Below are 19,286 nucleotides of genomic sequence, written 5' to 3' on the forward strand. Positions count from 1 at the left end.
GAAAAAAGGGCGGCTGCATCAGCCGTCCGGAAAGGAGAAGCGATGAAAAGTCTTGAAAAAGCAACGGCGGATTATGAGAAAGCCAAGGAAAAAATGGAAGCATCCAAAGCCAGATATGAAGCAGACTTAAAGCGGTTCAAGGCTGCGGAGATTGCAAAAACAGAAGCGGAAAATCTGGAAATTGTAAGAATTATCCGTGCAATGGATATGAGTATTCCGGAATTGGAAGCTTTTAAAAAGAAAATGAAAAATGAGTTGCCCGGCAGGGTAGAAATACAGAAGGAGGAAATAAAAGCCGATGATGAATCTGGAAAAAATGAAACAGAAGAAGAGAACAAATACTAAAAGCAGGGTAAAAAAGAGTCTGCTTGCAGCAACGACATTTCTTTGCCTGACAACACCTTTGCTCCAGACACAGACTGCTTATGCAGCTGAGAATACCACGCCTGCAATCACGATTGAGAAACCGGATGGATGGAAACAGGGAGAAACAACCATTGCTGTTACGGTAGATGCCAGCCATATGCCGGAAGGTTTCTCAATAGCAAAGATTGAAGCAAAAGCAGGAAAAGATGGAAGCTGGCAGGATGTAACTGGAAGCGGAAGTATCACGATCACAGGAAATCAGACAGTGTATGTGCGTGTGACAGATGGTGATGGAAAGGTGTATGAGCAGAATCGTTCTATTAAGTGTTATGACACGGAAAAGCCGACACTCTCTGCTTCCCTGACAGATGGTGTGCTGACGATTCAGGGGAATGATACAGTATCCGGGATTACTGCAGTAACAGTTAATGGCACCACTTATACAGATCTGAAGGATGGAATGCTGAGAGTGCAACTGACACAGAAAGATTTTACTACAAAACAGATTGAGATTACGGTAACAGACGGTGCCGGAAATACTTCTGAAAAGTATGTGTTGCAGAATCCTTATTATGAATGGGCAAAGAAGCAGGCAGAGAAACAGAAAACCTCCAGTGACAGCAATGGTGCAATGGCAACTACGACCAGTGCAGATGCAACGGGAACTGAAAAAACAACGACTTCTCCGCTTCCGCAGGATGCACAAGCTTCTGAGCCAACAGATGCAAAAGGAACTGTGGATGATCGGACAGTGACAGGTATTGAGGAACAGCTTAATAAAGAAGGCGAGACAGCAGATTCTGTTACTAAAACAGCTACGGAAGGCACAAAAGAGTTTTATACCATTTCAACTAAGAGTGGTAAGATTTTTTATCTGATCATCGACAATTCAAAATCTCAGGATAATGTGTATTTCCTTACAGAAGTCAGCGAGAAAGATCTGATGAACTTCACACTTTCTGATTCCGTGACACTTCCGGAAGTAGATACTGTTTATGCAGAACCAGAGAAACAGGCTGAAGAAGAAAAGCCGGAAACAACTGAGACAGCTGAGAAAGATAAGGTAGAGGATGAAATCCAGATGCCAGAAGATAAAAGTCCATTTGGAACGTATCTTCTGATTGCACTGGTTGCAGTAGGAGCTGCGGCAGGAGGATATTACTTCAAAGTCTATAAACCAAAGCATGAATATGATGACGAGGATGAGATGGAAGAGGATGAAGATGAATCCGAAGATTCAGAATCTGAAAAGCGGGAAGTAGACGATGCAGATGAGCAGGAAGAAAGTATAGAACCAGAAATCCTGAGAGACGAGGATTTTGATGATGCTGTGCTGGAAGATGAAGAAGAGGAGCAGGAGTAAATGAAATTAGTGATTGCAGAAAAGCCATCGGTTGCGATGGCACTGGCTTCCGTGATTGGAGCCAGAACAAGAAAAGATGGCTACGTGGAAGGAAACGGTTATCTCGTTTCCTGGTGCGTAGGACATCTGGTTGGATTATGTGATGCATCAGAATACGATGAAAAATATAAAAAATGGAGATATGAAGATCTGCCGATTGTGCCGGAATGTTGGAAACACAGGGTATTGGAAGGCACGAAAAAGCAGTTTGGAATCTTGAAAAAACTGATGCGAGATTCCAAAGTAGATGAAGTAATCTGTGCTACAGATGCCGGGCGGGAAGGAGAACTAATCTTCCGTCTGGTGTATGAGCAGGCAGGATGCAAAAAGCCGATGAAGCGGCTCTGGATCTCTTCCATGGAGGAACAGGCAATTAAAGATGGATTTGCGTCATTAAAAGACGGTTCGTGTTATGACAGTCTCTATCAGTCAGCACTTTGCAGGGCAAAGGCAGACTGGCTGGTGGGAATCAATGCGAGCCGTCTTTTTTCCGTTCTGTATAACCAGAATCTGAAAGTTGGAAGAGTACAGACACCAACACTTGCCATGATCGTGGATCGAAATCAGAAGATCAAGGAATTTACCAAAGAAAAATATTATATGGCTCATATCAAGTTTGACGAGATGGATGCGGTCACAGAGCATTTTCAGAAAAAAGAAGATGCAGATAGAGTGGCTGCGGACTGTATGGAGCGTATGTGCGAAGTGGAAAAGGATGATGTGAAAGAAAAAACGGTCCGTCCTCCGAAGCTCTATGATTTGACCACTCTGCAGAGGGAAGCAAACAGAATGTTTGGTTATACCGCACAGCAAACATTGGATGCCGTGCAGGAGATGTATGAGCAGAAGCTGGTCACTTATCCGAGAACAGACAGCCAGTATCTGACAGATGAGATGGGAGAAAGCACTGAAACACTGATTCAGATGTTACTTGGGAAAATGCCTTATGCTGAAGGTCTGGAATATCACCCAGACGTGAGTAAGGTATTAAATTCAAAGAAAGTATCCGATCACCATGCGATTATCCCAACCATGGAAGTAGCCAAAGCAGATATTGGTGAACTGAAAGAACGAAACCGCAAGATTTTGTATCTGATCAGTGCCAGGGTTCTGACAGCAACTGCAGATCCTTATATTTATGAAAGCCATAAATGCCAGATCACCTGCAATTATCATACGTTTTATCTCACAGCAAAGAAAACAAAGCAGGAAGGATTCAAGGCGATCGAAAATAAATTGAAACAGTTCTTTGGCGTAAAGATTGAGAAAGAAGAGCCGGAGCTGGATATCTGGGCAGGCAAGCATTATGGTCCCTGTGATTCTTTGGTATCGGAGCATTTCACACAGCCACCGAAACAGTACACAGAAGATACCCTGCTTTCTGCGATGGAACGTGCAGGGAATGAAGAACTGACCGAAGATACAGAAAAGAAAGGACTTGGTACTCCGGCAACAAGGGCAGCAATCATTGAAAAACTGATTCAGTCTGGTTTTGTGAAAAGGGAAAAGAAAAATCTGGTGCCGACAGATGATGGTAATGTATTGATTACAGTTCTGCCAGATGAGATTAAATCTCCGAAGATGACCGCAGAGTGGGAAATGGCATTGAATCACATTGCCCAGAATACAGAGACAGCAGATGAATTCCTAAATGGGATTACAGAACTGATGCAGGAACTGGTTGCCAGGTATCAGGGAATTTCAGAAGAAAAGAAAAATCAGTTTCAGGGAAAGGCAAAAGGAGAAGTCATTGGCAAATGTCCCCGATGTGGAGCAGATGTCCAGGAAGGGAAAGTAAACTTTTACTGTTCTGACCGGAACTGTACTTTTACCTTATGGAAGAATGATAAATTCCTTGCGAGTCAGGGAAAAAAGATGGATAAGACGGCAGCAAAGAAGTTCCTGTCTAAAGGAAAAATCCATTATAAGGATCTGGTATCAAGAAAAACAGGGAGACAGTACGAAGCAACTGTGGAGATGGTTGATCCCGGAGAGGGAAATGTACAGTTCAATCTGATTTTTCCACAACGATAAGTAGTGTATTGCAGGCAGTCTAAGGACTGTCTGTTTTAATACAAATATATGAAAGAGAGGACCTTAGCATGAAGAAAAAAGGTAATTTTAGAAAAGTAGTATCTGGCTTGCTGGCAGGCATGACAATGCTTAGTACAGTGCTATCTCCGATGACGGCATATGCAGCGGAGATCCAGCCAGAGGAGAAACCTCCACTTTATGAGGAAGTGAAAGACCTTCTGGATGAAGATGAGGTGGTGACTGCCAAAGATTATGAAATCGAAACAGGCAGTGTATTTAATGTGAAATCAGATTATACCGGACTGGAAATCAAGGATGATAACAAGGTTAAAGTCACATTTGAGGAAGCAAAGAATGATAAGAATGAGGATTTTACGACAGATCATGCGGACACTTACAAAGCGGTCTATTATGTGGAACCGGTAAATCAGGAGCATCCGAAGTACCAGATCAGCCGAAAACTGATTGTGCGTGAGAAAGAAACAGAAGCGCAGAAAGAGGCGTCTGGGAGTGAAGCAATGACCGAATCCGAAACAGCTGGCAGTGAACAGCAGACAGAGGAAGCGGAGGATTCAGAAACAGACTCGGAGATTACCGATATTGACGCTGATGAATTTGATGATTTAGTAGAGCAGGCACAGAATCAGGATACCTATGATGAAGAATCAGGGTTAGAGCTTCATGATGTTTTGGAACAGGCAGGAGAAGAAGGCGTGGATCTTGAAGCTATGGAAGAGGGAGAGATTGCAACATTTGAAGCAGTTTCGGCTTATTCAGCAAGAAGTACACAGCAGGTAACAATTGAAAAAGGACCACTGTATAGATATGCAGATTATAATCTTGGAACCTATCTGACAGAGCCGTACTATATCAGCTACGGAAGCGTCAGAGCAGTTGCGTATTGTGTACAGCCTGCTAAGCCAGGACCTGGATCTGGAAATTATACAATCACAAAGATTGGAGACAATCAGGCGTTAGCAAAAGTGTGTTATTACGGTACAGATGCCGCAGGAAGCGAAAGCTTTTTTGCGAATAAACACACGGATTTTTCAGAAGGAAAAAGATTCATCATTATTCACATGGCTGCATCGTATGCCAATGGAAGCAGTGATGCTTTTTACGGAACCAATGCTACAGGAGAGGCTTTGGCAAAAGAACTCTATAATTATTGTGTGAATAAGCCAGAAATACCAGATGTAGCGATGTCATTTTCAAAGCCGAGTGTAAAGGCTTATGTAGATGGAAATGTTCAGAGAACGGAGAACATTAAGTTCAACGCATCTTCCCAGCAGAAAATTACCATGGACTTACCAAAAGGAGTAAAGCTCCATAATGTATCTACTGGAAATGTAAGTGCGGCAGGTGCAAGCGTAACAATTGGAGGAGGAACCACGTTTTATCTTTCAGCGCCTCTGACACAGACAAAAGATGTAAGTGCTACTTTTTCTGCAAAAATGAAGGGAAGTATTACAAAAGATTATTCAGCATATAAACTGACTACGAATGCAAGTGTTCAGGATCTGGCATTTGTGTTTGGAGAAGGTGTTGCTGATGAAAAATATGTAAGCTTAAAAGTGTCCTGGATTGAACAGGCTACGATCGAAATCGTAAAGAAAGACGATACAGCGGATGTCAATCTTTCTGGTGCAGTATTCGGTATATACAGCGATGAGGCATGTACAAAGCTGATCACTCAGATGCCGGCAACAGATAAGAATGGAAAATCCTCTGTTACAATCATCAAGACACAGGATACCGTTTATCTGAAAGAGATCACAGCGCCACAGGGATATGTAGTAAATGCAACGGCAACAAATGTAAAACTGGTAGCAAGTAAGACATCATCGGTAACCGTGGAAAATAAGGAACAGCTGGCAGAGCTTACCATTTATAAAGAAGGACAGGTTCTTACCAGAGCAGATGTCAGTGAAAATGGAACGGTATTTCAGTATGAAAACCGCAGACAGAAAAATGCAGTATATAACGTGTATGCCGGAGCGGATATCGTAACTGCTTATGGCACAAAAGTGTACAGCAAAGGTGATCTGGTAAAAGAGAACCTGACAACAGGTGAGAATGGTTCTGTCACACTGAAAAACCTGCATCTTGGAACCTATGTGGTAAAAGAAGCAAAAGCACCGGACAATTTCTATAACGGCAGTGAAGAAAAGTCAGTGACTCTAACTTATGCTGGTCAGAATAAAGAAGTTGTATTTGCAGATGTGACTTTTAACAACGAGAGACAGAAAGCAGATGTTTCCGTAGTAAAACAGGATAAAGACACCAAGAAACCACTGAAAGGCGGTATTTTTGCTCTGTATGCATCCGATGATATCAGAAATGCAGACGGAACCGTTGTTGTGAAAAAAGGAACGCTGATTGAGAAAGCAACTACTGGTGCAGACGGAACTGCCAAATTCACAGCAGACCTGCCGATTGGATACTCCTATTCTGTAAAAGAAGATCAGGCACCGGAAGGCTATGTAAGAAATACAGAAGATGTGTATACGTTCAAGTTTTCTTACACTAATGATAAAGAAGCAACCGTATCTTTTGCCCATACTTTCAGCAATGACCGTGTGACAGCAAAGATCAATCTTTATAAAGTGGATAAAGAGACAGGAAAAGCAGTACCGCAGGGAGATGCCACATTGAAAAGTGCAGTTTATGGACTGTATGCCCGTGAAGATATCGTGCATCCGGACGGAGCAACCGGAACTATTTATAAAGCAGGAGAACAGGTAGCTTCTCTTACAACAGATGACAAAGGACAGGCTTCTGTAAATGGCTTGTATCTTGGCAAATATTATATCAAAGAGATTACACCGCCGACCGGATACCTGGCAGATACAGAAGAGCATGATCTTACGTGTAGTTATGAAGGAGATATGACAGCAGAAGTAAAAAGAGAGTGCACTTCCAGTGAGCAGGTCATCAAGCAGCCATTTCAGATCATCAAAGCAGCCAACAATGGAAAGACCGATGCAGATCTGTTATCCGGAGCGGGATTCACAGTTTATCTGAAATCTTCCCTTACAAAGAAAGCAGATGGAAGCTACGACTTTGATTCTGCAAAACCTGTAGTGAGTGGAGAAAATGGAGCAACTGAGATTTTCACAGATGAAAAAGGTTATGCCTGCAGTATTCCATTATCATTTGGAAGCTATATCGTGCGTGAGACAACAACACCGCACAATTACAAGCCAGTTGATGATTTTGAAGTGAATATCACAGAGCATCATCCAAATGAGCCACAGATCTGGCGAGTGCTTCTGGATGAAGAGTTTAAGGCAAAACTGAAAATCGTGAAAAAAGACGATGAAACAAAGAAATCCGTCCTGATTGCAGGAACAGAATTTAAGGTATATGACCTGGATAATAAAAAGTATGTGGAACAGGTAACAACTTACCCAGTGACAACAACCCATAAGTCCTATTTTACGGACAGTCAGGGGTATCTGATCATGCCGAAGAATCTGAAGATCGGACATTACCGGATTGAGGAAGTCAACGCACCGGAAGGGTACACAATCAACAAGAATTATGTAGAGATTGCAGTGGATGCAAACACAGCATACCAGATGGATTCTGAAAGCGGAGATGCCATTATTACGGTAGATTACGAGAACCATCCGGTAAAAGGAAAGCTGACGATCTATAAAAAAGGTGAGATGCTGACCGGATTCAAGAAGGATTTTGTTTATGAAGAAAGATACCTGAAGGGTGCAGAATTTAATGTCTATGCAGCTGAAAATATTTATACACCGGATTACCAGAAAGATGAAAACAGAAACAGACAGCTGATCTATGCAAAAGATGCACTGGTAACAACGGTAACGACTGGGGAAGACGGAAAAGCAGTTGCTGATAACCTGCCGCTTGGTTCTTACTATGTGGTAGAAGAGACTGCACCGGAAGGATTTGTCCTGAACCATGACAGATCAGAAGTCGCATTTGTCTATGCCAATCAGGATACACCGGTGATTGAACAAGAAGTGACTGTTGGCGATGACCGACAGAAAGTTGCGATTCAGGTAGAAAAACAGGATGCAGAAAATGGTGCAACCGTAGCAGGAGCTGTCTTTGGTATCTATAACAAAGCGGATATCAAGGCAGATGGAAAAGTAATCGTGAAAGTAGACACACTCTTACAGGAAATGACCTCTGATAATAATGGTCTTGCAGTATGTACGCTGGATCTGCCACTTGGACAGTATTATGTGAAAGAGTTAAAAGCACCGGCTGGATTTGTGTCCTCTGATGAAGTTCTGAATCTGAATGCTTCTTACCAGGGACAGGATGTGAAGACAGTAAAACTGAAAACAGTGAAAAAGAACCAGCCAACAACAGTAGAAATTACGAAATCTGATGTAACAACAGGTGTGGAACTGGATGGGGCAAAACTCACCGTTCTTGATAAAGAAGGAAATGTTGTGGATCAGTGGACTTCTGTAAAAGATCAGCCACATGTGATCAAACGACTGACAGTTGGTGAGGAATACACTCTTCGTGAGGAAATGGCACCTTATGGTTATCTGAAAGCAATGGATGTGAAGTTCACGCTGGAAGATACCGAAGAGATTCAGAAAGTAGAGATGAAAGATGAAGTACCGACAGGACTTCTGATCATCAACAAAAATGGAGAGTTTTTGGATAAAGTGACACTTCTGGACAATGTAAAAGGTACTGTGAAGCATCTCTTTGAATATGTAACTGGAAGTCTTACAGATGTAACTTTCGATGTATTTGCTGCGGAAGATATCAAAGCGGCAGATGGTGTCAGCGAAGATTATTTTAAAGCAGATGAAAAAGTGGGAACCATTACCACAGATTCTAATGGTATTGCACAGATGGGAGATCTCCCGGCTGGCAAGTACTATGTGAAGGAAGTAAAAACAGCCCATGGTTATGTGCTGGACAAAGAGCCGAGATATGTTGACCTTTCCTATCGTGATCAGGATACACCAGTTATCACTTATGATGAGAAATGGCAGAATGCCCGTCAGAAAGTAAAGGTTACGGTTCTGAAGAAAGAAAAAGATACAGAACGTGTTCTTGCAGGTGGTGTCTTCGGTCTTTATACCAGTGAAGATATCAAAAATGCAAAGGGTGAGGTACTCCTTGAGAAGGAAAGTCTGATCGAGCAGCGAGTAACGGATGAAAAAGGACAGATTACTTTTACGGCAGATCTTCCGATAGACGGAAAATACTATGTGAAAGAGATCTTTGCACCGGACGGATTTGTTACAACAGATGAAGTACAGGAGTTTACCTTTGAATATGCCGGAGAAGACCAGGCAGAAGTAAGCTACGACTTTACTTTTGAAAATCAGCCAACCACAGTGGAGTTGTCCAAAACAGACCTGACAACAGGTAAAGAACTTCCAGGTGCACACCTGAAAGTAACGGATTCAGATGGCAATACAGTAGATGAATGGACTTCTACGGAAGAATCCCATGTGATCAAAGAACTGGTTGTTGGTAAGAAATACACCATGACAGAGACAAAACCGGCAGATGGATATGTTACTGCAGAAAGTATTACCTTTACAGTAGAGAATACAGCAGAGGTTCAGAAGCATGATATGAAAGATGATGTGACAAAAGTAGAGATCAGTAAGACGGATATCACAGGAGAAACTGAGATTCCGGGTGCGAAACTGACGATTCTCGATAAGGATGATCAGGTAGTAGAGAGCTGGACTTCCACAGAGGAAGCACACTATATCGAAAAACTGCCAATCGGTAAATATACCTTACGTGAAGAGCAGGCACCGAAAGGATATCTTCTGACAGCCGATGTGACGTTTGAGGTGAAAGACACCGGAGAAATCCAGAAAGTGGCTATGAAAGATGATACTGCCAAGGGAAAAGTGATTCTCAATAAGACAGATAAATCGTCAGGAGAACCACTGAAAGGGGTAGAATTTGAACTCCGTGACAGTAAGGGAAAAGTTCTGGAAACCTTAAAGACAGATGCTGCAGGTCATGCGGAAAGTAAGCTGTATGAGATTGCCACATTTAAGAACGGCAAATATGATGCGGCGATCAAGTATTATCTGGTGGAAACAAAGACACTGGACGGATACACACTGGATCAGAGCAAGCATGAAGTGACGTTTGCCTATGCAGATGACAGTACACCGGTCGTGGAAGTCACTTTCAATCTGACAAACGAGAAACCGGAAGTTCCAGAAACACCGAACACACCGGATACACCACAGTCCCATGAAGAGACAAAGATATCAAATGCACCGAAAACAGGTGACAGCACGAATATCTGGCTGCCGATCCTACTTCTTGTAACTTCCACAGGAGGTATGGCAGGACTTTATATCAGCAGAAAAAGGAAAAGCAAATAAGGAAACCAAAATCAATGGTTATGATTGGGAGCTTCTATGTGAGGCTCCCTTTTTCATACAAAAAAATCACAGAAAGGAATAGAAAACTATGATGAAAGCAATGGAAAAAAGACAGGAAGCACGAAAAAACCAGGAGAAAACTTTAAAGAGAATGATGGCTTATCAGAAGAAAGCCGAGCAGATGATCAGCAGAAAAAGAATGAACCATCACATGATCAGAAAGGGGTAAAAGCGTATGATGAACAGAAAAGAATTTTATGAATATGTCAAAGACAATGTAAAGGAGTATCTGCCAGAGTCTTACAAGGACGCAGAAATTAAACTGCAGGAAGTAGAAAAAAACAACGGGTTGAAGTTGACAGGTATTACGATTCCAAACGGAGATCAGAGAATCGTACCGACAGTCTATCTGGATTCCCTCTACCAGGAATATATCCATGGAAAAGATGTAGACTCTTGTGTTGGCGATGTGGCTGATATGCGTATTGAGGCACAGGGAAAAGCAGAATTTTTTGATATGGGAGTTACGGATATTCTGGATTATGAAAAGATGAAGGACAAATTACAGATGAGAATTTGTGATAAGGAATGGAATACCGATCTTCTTGCAGATAAAGTAGTCACAGAACACGGAGATTTTGCAGCTTATTATGCAGTAAATCTGGAGGAAAATGGAGAAGGGATCAGCAGTATTCCGGTAACTGTTTCTCTGATGAACGAGTGGGGAGTATCTGCCGAACAGATTCAAGCGGATGCGATGGTGGCAGACCGAAAACGTGGTGTCACACTTATGGATATGAATGAGATTATCAAATCTATGATTTTTGGTGAAGAACCAGAAAACCTGCTGAATGAAAAAATGGATATGGAAGCCATGGAAAACCCAATGTTCTGTCTGACAAACAAAGCTAAGATGAATGGAGCTTCCCTGTTACTGCAGGAAGATATTCGTAAACAGATTGGGGAATGCCTGGGAAGTGATTACTTTGTCATCCCATCTTCCATTCATGAAGTGCTGATTCTTCCTGATAACGGCATTTTTCAGGTTCCGGAATTAAATGCGATGGTACAGGAAGTCAATGAGACAAAGGTGGAGAGACAGGAGCAGCTTTCCGATAAAGTTCAGTTTTGTGATGGGAAAACGGCAGTTATGGAAAATGCTGAGCGTAGGGAAGCTCGTTTGGAGAAAGAAAAAGCAGCCGAAAAAGCGGAAGTAAAAGGTGGAATCCATGGAAGACTGGAGAAAGCTAAGGCAGAAATCAAGGCAAAAGAGGGAGACAAAGTGCCAAAGAATAAGTCAAAAGAGCTTGCCACAGCATTATAAAGAGTAACAACGATGATTTTAAGGGGACTGTGCTAAGCAGTCCCTGATTTTATGAAAAGGAGTAGCGCATGGCAAATAAATTATATGCAATGGAACAGCTGACGGAAGAGGTGGCAAAAGATGTAGCTGCCAGTCCGCAGGAATGGATGCGATTCCTAAACACTGCATCCAGATTGTACAAATACACTTTTCCAGAACAGCTTTTAATTTATGCACAGCGACCGGAAGCAACTGCCGTAGCATCCATGGAAATATGGAATCAGAAGATGTACCGCTGGATCAAAAAGGGATCCAAGGGGATTGCCTTGATTGACAACACTTCCGGACCGAAAACAAAACTTCGGTATGTATTTGATGTGCAGGACACTTATAAAGTGCGGAATCTTGGAAAGGATCCTCAGTTATGGAATCTTCCAGTAGAAGGAGAACATCTGGTGGCAGATTATCTGCAGGAGCAGTTATCACTGGAAGATACAGAAGGAGGACTTGCTGAAAGTCTGCATCAGGCAGCGAAGGAGAGTATGCAGGAATGGCTTCCAGATGCATTGGAAGAACTGAGACTGGATGTGACAGGGACATTTTTGGAAGAACTGGACGAACAGAATCAGGAAGTAGAATTCCGGGAACTGATGACCAATAGTGTCTGGTATGTATTACTAAAGCGGTGTGGACTGGATGTACAGGAATATCTGGATGCAGAGGATTTTCGGCATATTACGGACTTCAATCAGCTGAAAGTATTAGGACATCTGGGAAGTGCAGTCAACGAGATCAGCAGACCAGTTCTGATGCAGATTGGACGATATGTTCTGAATGATCTGGAAAATGACCTGAAAACGGTTGCAAAAGAAAAAGAAGTAGCTTATAATGAATTTAACACGTTAATTCGTGAAAGTAATACAGATAACACAGAAGATAAAGAAGAAAAAAAGGAGGAAACAGACTATGAGAGAGATCAGTTACAGCCAGAACGGAGAGTATCAGATTCCAGATATCAGCCTGGAAGAGACGAGAGGAACCATCGGCAAGTACGGAATGATGCGGAAAGAGTATCTGAGAAATCACAAGGTAGCCAGGTTCAACATTCTGACACTGCAGAACCGTCTGGACAGTCATCTGATGGAGATCGACAGCCAGGCAAGACAGAGAGTAGACGACCTGATGAACGAACTTCTGGAGAAAGATCCGGCACCGGACAAAATGGCAGACGGGATGGCATGGACCAGACACATGAACCAGATCAAGGCACAGGCAGAGGAGCTGGTGATTCAGGAGATTATTTACAGTTAAGTCTGTTCCCAACAGAAGAGGAACAGTTAGGAGAAATAAGGAAAGCGGCAGCTGCATTGGAACAGCCAGCCGCTTTTCTTATTTCCGATGAAGTGGTAAATGATATTCTCCGCACGGGAAGCGGACAGAAAAATACACTGTTTCATATTACAGCAAGACTGATTGAAGGTCTGGATAATGAAGAAATGCGGAGTTTTCTGAAAGATGAATATGGAACTGGTGGCAAAGGATTTACCATAGATGGTCGGAAAATCAGTATCTGGTATGACAATGATGGTATCCGTATCCGGCGAGGGGACTCTGCCAGAAGAAACTTTGACCGCATGGTTACGTGGGAAGAAGCAGCGAACAGAATTCGGGATATGTATGAGGATGGAAATTACGTGGATAATTTGATTTCCAATAATGCCATTGAACAGGAGCAGGAAGAAATGACCAATCTTCTTGCACTTCATTTTCGGGATACTTGCAGAAACTGGGAAAAGAAACAATCATATTCAGACTGGCAGGATGTAGTGAGTGGAGCATGGACAGATCAAGAGGAAGCAGATGCGATTGTCTATCGTTTTGAATGGCTACAGAAATATATGGATGAGAATCCGGGAGATTATCACCGCTGGGAGATTCAGCATAATCCGGAATATTTCCAACGCTTTCAGGATCTTCAGAGGGAGCGTTCCTGGGTAGACCAGAAATTTACGGTCGAACGTCCGGCACTATCCTTTATCACACAGGATGAAATTGACGCAGTGTTAAGAAGAGGCGGCATTACTGCAGGAGGACGTAACCGAATCTATGAGTATTTCATGGAACATCATGATATGAAAGATGCAGCTGAGTTCCTGAAAAATGAGTATGGAACAGGTGGTTCCTCACCCGGAATACCAGGAGCAGATGCTTCCGACGCATCCCATGATGCAAAAGGATTAAAACTTGCAAAAGGGAAAATTGGCAGTCCAGAGGTAGAAGTTTTATTAAAGTGGAACAAGGTTGCAGAACGTGTTCGCCAGTTAATCCGCACAGATGATTATTTGTCACCGGAAGAAATGGAAAAGTACGAAGAACGACAGGAAGCACAAAGACTGGCAGATTTGGAAGAAGCACAGCAGATGTTAGGAGAACAGCTGGAGCAGGATACTTTGACAGCGGAAGATATAACTGATTTGCGATTAGTTGATTCAGAATATATGTCTGGTACCAGAACAAAAATCCACGATTTTGATTGCAAAGTTAAGGGAGAAGCGAATCGACTTCAATACACATTAGAATATCATGATGATGGAGAAGGTTTCACGATTCATACGGAAAAAGATGATATTTGGAATCGAATGTCAACACAAGAATTGGAACGTCTGGATGTAAAACTCGGACAAGAAGTACTTTATTATCATTATCACAACAAAACTGTAAATGCGGATACCTTAGATAAATTACGGGAAATCAAGGAAGAAATCATGGAGGAAGAGTCTTCCTATTTTACTGCTATTTCTAAACGTGTGTGGACAGATTATGATAAAAAAGAAAAAGAACTGTCGGGAGAAGTTGAGGTATCGGAAGAAAAAGAATCATTGGAAGAGATTAACGGAATAGCAGAACTGATTCCAGCAACGAACTTCCATATCACAGATGATGAACTTGGACAGGGAACACCGAAGGAGAAATTCCGAGCCAATATTATGGCTATTCAGCTGTTAAAAAAATGTGAGGATGAGAACCGCAATGCGACACCAGAGGAACAGGAAATCTTATCCAGGTACGTCGGCTGGGGAGGTCTTGCAGATGCATTTGATGAGACAAAATCTGCATGGGAGACAGAATATCTGGAATTAAAGACCGTCCTTACACCGGAAGAATATGCTGCAGCCAGAGCTTCCACATTAAATGCTCATTATACACAGCCGATTGTGATTGAAAGTATGTATCAGGTGTTGGAGAATCTGGGATTTACAAAGGGAAATATCCTGGAGCCATCTATGGGAGTCGGGAACTTCTTTGGAAAGCTTCCAGAGAATCTAAACCAGTCCAAACTCTATGGAGTGGAACTGGACAGCATCAGTGGCAGAATTGCTAAACTTCTCTATCCAGATGCCAATATCCAGATCAAAGGCTTTGAGAAGACGGATTATCCCAATGATTTCTTTGACGTGACAATCGGAAATGTGCCATTCGGTGCATATAAGGTCAATGACCGTCAATATGACCGCTACAATTTTATGATTCATGATTACTTTCTTGCCAAGACTATAGATCAGTTACGTCCAGGTGGTGTAGCTGCGTTGATCACAACAAAGGGAACTATGGACAAGGCATCACCGGAAGTCCGGAAATATTTGGCAGAGCGTGCAGACCTGCTGGGGGCAATCCGACTGCCGAACACAGCTTTTAAGGCAAATGCAGGAACAGAAGTCAGTGCTGATATTTTGTTTTTCCAGAAGCGTGAGAGTTTCACAAAAGAGATGCCAGACTGGGTGAATTTGGAGAGTGATGCAAATGGGATTACCATTAACAAGTATTTTGTTCAGCATCCGGGATTGATTCTTGGTGAGATGAAAGAAGTGTCCGGTCCGTATGGTATGGAAACAACCTGTGCTCCAATGGAAGGAGCTGATCTGGAATTACAGTTACAAGAAGCTGTAAAACACATCAAGGGAAGCATGGTAGCGGCAGTAGATATAGAGGCAGAACTGGATGAGATGCCAGAGAGTATTCCGGCAGATCCGAATGTTCGAAATTACAGCTATACAGTGGTAGATGATCAGGTGTATTACCGTGTCAATTCTTTGATGAATCAGGTGAAAATGCCCGCAGCCACTGCAGAACGTGTAAAAGGCATGGTTGCAATCCGTGATACCGTTCGTGAACTGATCGCCATGCAGATGGAAGAATTTGTCACAGACGAAGAAATCCAGAAACAGCAGAAAAAACTGAATCAGGTGTATGATACCTACACAGCAAAGTATGGAGTTATTGGAAGTAATGCTAACAAACGTGCATTTTCTGATGACTCTTCTTATTGTCTGCTGTGTTCCCTGGAAGACTTGAATGAAGATGGAACATTGAAGCGGAAAGCAGACATGTTCACCAAACGAACTATTAAAAAGGCGGTCGCTGTGACAAGTGTGGAGACAGCCACAGAAGCACTTGCTTTGTCCCTAAATGAAAAGGCTAAAGTAGATCTCCCATATATGGCACAGTTGACCGGAAAGACCGAAGAGAAAATCACAGAAGAGCTGGTTGGAGTTATCTTCAAAAATCCACTGACAGACCAGTGGGAAAGCGGAGATGAATATCTGTCTGGAAACGTCAGAGATAAATTAAATACAGCGAGAACTTTTGCAGAGAATCATCCGGAATTCACACCGAATGTGCGTGCATTGGAGGCAGTTCAGCCAAGAGATCTGGAAGCGTCGGAGATTGAAGTGCGTATTGGAGCCACCTGGATTGAACCTTCGGATTATCAGGATTTTATGGTGGAACTGCTTCATACGCCGAGGTATCTTGCACAGAAGGAAATACAGGTAAAATTCTCTGAGGTAAATGGTGAGTGGAGGATTACAGGAAAGAACGCCGACAGTCCAAGAAATGCGTTTGCCTATGCAACGTATGGAACGGAGAGAGCAAATGCCTACCGGATTTTGGAAGAAACCTTGAATCTAAAAGATGTTAGAATCTATGATAAAGTTGTAAATGACAATGGGGATGAAGTGCGAGTTTTGAATAAAAAAGAAACTATGTTGGCATCACAAAAGCAGGATGCCTTGAAGGCTGCATTCCAAGATTGGATTTTTAAGGATCAGCAGAGGAGAGAAAGGCTGGTAAGCGTGTACAATGAACGTTTCAATAGTATCCGCCCCCGTGAATACGATGGAAGTCATCTGACTTTCCCAGGGATGAATCCGGAAATAGAACTTCGACCGCATCAGAAAAATGCAGTCGCACATCAGCTATATGGTGATAATGTGCTTCTTGCTCATGTGGTAGGTGCTGGGAAGACCTATGAAATGGTAGCGGCGGCAATGGAGAGCAAACGTCTGGGATTATCTCAGAAAAATCTTTTTGTAGTTCCGAACCATCTGACAGAGCAGTGGGGAGCTGAGTTCCTGCAGCTATATCCAGGGGCGAACATTCTGGTAGCAACGAAAAAGGATTTTGAACCGGCAAATCGAAAGAAGTTCTGTGCCAGAATCGCTATGGGAAATTACGATGCTGTTATTATTGGTCATTCCCAGTTTGAGCGTATTCCAATCTCTGATGAGAAACAGGAAGCCATGCTTCAGAGGCAGATTGATGATCTGGAAATGGCAATCCAGAGTGCAAGGTATGAACAGGATGGTGGACGTTATACCGTCAAACAGATTGAAAAGACAAGAAAAACATTGCAGACAAGGCTGGAGAAACTGAATCAGAAAGAGAAAAAAGATCAGGTAGTTACGTTTGAAGAACTGGGAGTGGATCATTTATATGTAGATGAAGCACACAGTTATAAAAACGCATTTCTTTATACAAAAATGAGAAATGTAGCCGGAATTGCACAGAATGAAGCACAGAAGTCGGCGGATATGTTCAATAAATGTCAGTATCTGGACGAGATTACCGGAGGGAAAGGCATTACCTTTGCTACGGGCACACCGATCAGCAATAGTATGACGGAATTGTATGTTATGCAACGGTATCTGCAGAACAGTAAATTGCAAAATATGGGACTTGGATTGTTTGATTCCTGGGCCTCCACCTTTGGCGAGGTAGTCACCAGCATTGAGCTTTCACCGGAAGGAACAGGTTATCGTGCAAAATCAAGATTTGCACGGTTTTATAATATTCCGGAACTGATGAATATGTTTAAGGAGATTGCAGATATCAAGACTTCCGATCAGTTAAAACTTCCTGTGCCGGAAGCAGAATATGAAACAGTGGTGCTGAAACCAACGGAACAGCAGAAAGAAATCGTAGAAAGTCTGGGGGAACGTGCAGAAGTTGTCAGAAACGGAGGGGTAGATGCCTCGGTTGATAATATGCTGAAAATCACCAATGATGGAAGAAAATTAGCTTTGGATCAGCGTTTGGTGAACGAATTATTGCCAGACAATCCGGAAAGCAAAATATCAGTTTGTGCAGAGAAAAGCTATGAGATCTGGAAAGACACAGCAGCACAGAAATCTGCACAATTGATTTTCTGTGACTTGAGCACACCGAAAGGCGATGGCAGTTTTAATGTCTACGATGACCTGAAACGGAAACTGATGGAAAAAGGAGTGCCGGAAAAAGAGATTGCTTTTATTCATGATGCAAATACAGAAGCAAAGAAGACGGAGCTGTTTGGAAAAGTGAAATCCGGGCAGGTTCGTTTTTTGATTGGCTCAACAGCAAAGATGGGTGCCGGGACCAATGTGCAGGATCGTCTGATTGCGTTGCATCATCTGGATATTGGTTGGAAACCATCTGACTTGGAACAGAGAGAAGGGCGTATTATCCGCCAGGGAAATCATAATAAAAAGGTTCATATCTTCCGATATGTAACAGAATCCACATTTGACAGCTACATGTGGCAGTTGATTGAGAACAAGCAGAAATTCATTTCTCAGATTATGACCAGTAAAGCACCTGTGCGAAGCTGTGAAGATGTGGACGAAGCGGCACTTTCCTATGCAGAGGTCAAAGCTCTTGCAACCGGAAATCCAGCAGTAAAAGAGAAGATGGCATTGGATGTTGATGTGGCAAAATTAAAGCTTTTAAAAGCCAACCACATGAATAACCAGTACCGCCTGGAAGATGATATTGCAAGGAATTTTCCACAACAGATTGCAAAACTGACAGAAATCATTGACAGCTACAAGGCAGATATCGCTCATTATTCTGAGCATAAAAGCACAGATCCAGAGCTGTTTACTATGGAGATTGGTGGCAAAGTGTTCACAGAAAAGAAAGAGGCAGGAGCAGCACTTCTGGCGGTATGTAAAGATATTAAAACTGTAGATGCTGCGATGGATATCGGAAACTATCAGGGATTCAATATGAGGATTCAGTTTGATGGATGGAGTAAAGAATTTATTCTATCTGTCAAACATGAGGCTGTCTCGAAAGTTCATCTTGGAGCAGATGCACTTGGAAATATTACTCGTATCAACAATCTGTTGGACAGTTATCCGGAGAAGCTTTCAGAAGCACAACAAAGACTGGAAACAGTATATGAACAGCTTGCAAATGCAAAAGAAGAGGTTGGAAAGCTATTTCCAAAAGAAGAGGAGTTGAACCAGAAACTGGAGCGACTGTCAGAATTAAATGCATTGCTCAATATGGATGAACGGGAAGATGCAGAAACAGAGGTGTCTGAATCAGATGAGAAAGAAGAAAGACCGACACGTGGTTCTATCCATGAAAAACTGCAGATTTATAAAGAAAAGAGTCAGCGGGAAAGTGAAACTGGCAAGGAAAACAGAAAACGGGACTTCGGTCTGGAATAAATAAACAGGAAAGATGGCATAATTTGGTAGAAGAAGGTTCTGCCTGT

The 19,286-nt window shown here is 42.5% G+C and carries 7 protein-coding genes; all 7 read left to right on the forward strand.

Features of this window, described 5'->3' with window-relative positions:
• The first annotated feature begins 42 nt into the window (after window positions 1-42).
• Complete coding sequence (locus Selli1_RS01740; RefSeq protein ID WP_023922642.1) at window positions 43-345, forward strand: DUF4315 family protein; 303 nt, start codon at window positions 43-45, stop codon at window positions 343-345.
• Window positions 299-1,729 (forward strand): CD1107 family mobile element protein, encoded by a 1,431-nt coding sequence (locus tag Selli1_RS01745; protein ID WP_023922641.1) that lies wholly within the window; start codon window positions 299-301, stop codon window positions 1,727-1,729. Before Selli1_RS01740 ends, Selli1_RS01745 begins: the two co-directional genes overlap by 47 nt.
• Entirely contained in the window at window positions 1,730-3,802 is a 2,073-nt protein-coding gene (locus tag Selli1_RS01750) for a DNA topoisomerase 3 (RefSeq protein WP_012744292.1), read from the forward strand.
• A 68-nt stretch (window positions 3,803-3,870) separates the two neighbouring features.
• Window positions 3,871-10,164 (forward strand): SpaA isopeptide-forming pilin-related protein, encoded by a 6,294-nt coding sequence (locus Selli1_RS01755; RefSeq protein WP_281872160.1) that lies wholly within the window; start codon window positions 3,871-3,873, stop codon window positions 10,162-10,164.
• Between the two features lie 88 nt (window positions 10,165-10,252).
• On the forward strand, window positions 10,253-10,393 hold the full coding sequence (locus tag Selli1_RS01760) for a hypothetical protein (RefSeq protein WP_166460071.1): 141 nt from the start codon (window positions 10,253-10,255) through the stop codon (window positions 10,391-10,393).
• Window positions 10,394-10,399: 6 nt separating this feature from the next.
• Window positions 10,400-11,488, forward strand: a complete 1,089-nt coding sequence (locus Selli1_RS01765; RefSeq protein WP_118018855.1) for a DUF5688 family protein — start codon at window positions 10,400-10,402, stop codon at window positions 11,486-11,488.
• 68 nt (window positions 11,489-11,556) lie between these two features.
• Window positions 11,557-19,239: a helicase-like domain-containing protein gene (locus tag Selli1_RS18750; RefSeq protein WP_281872161.1), complete on the forward strand. Its 7,683-nt coding sequence runs from the start codon at window positions 11,557-11,559 to the stop codon at window positions 19,237-19,239.
• Window positions 19,240-19,286 lie beyond the last annotated feature (47 nt).

The organism is Sellimonas catena (assembly GCF_027924685.1).
Lineage (GTDB): Bacteria > Bacillota > Clostridia > Lachnospirales > Lachnospiraceae > Sellimonas > Sellimonas catena.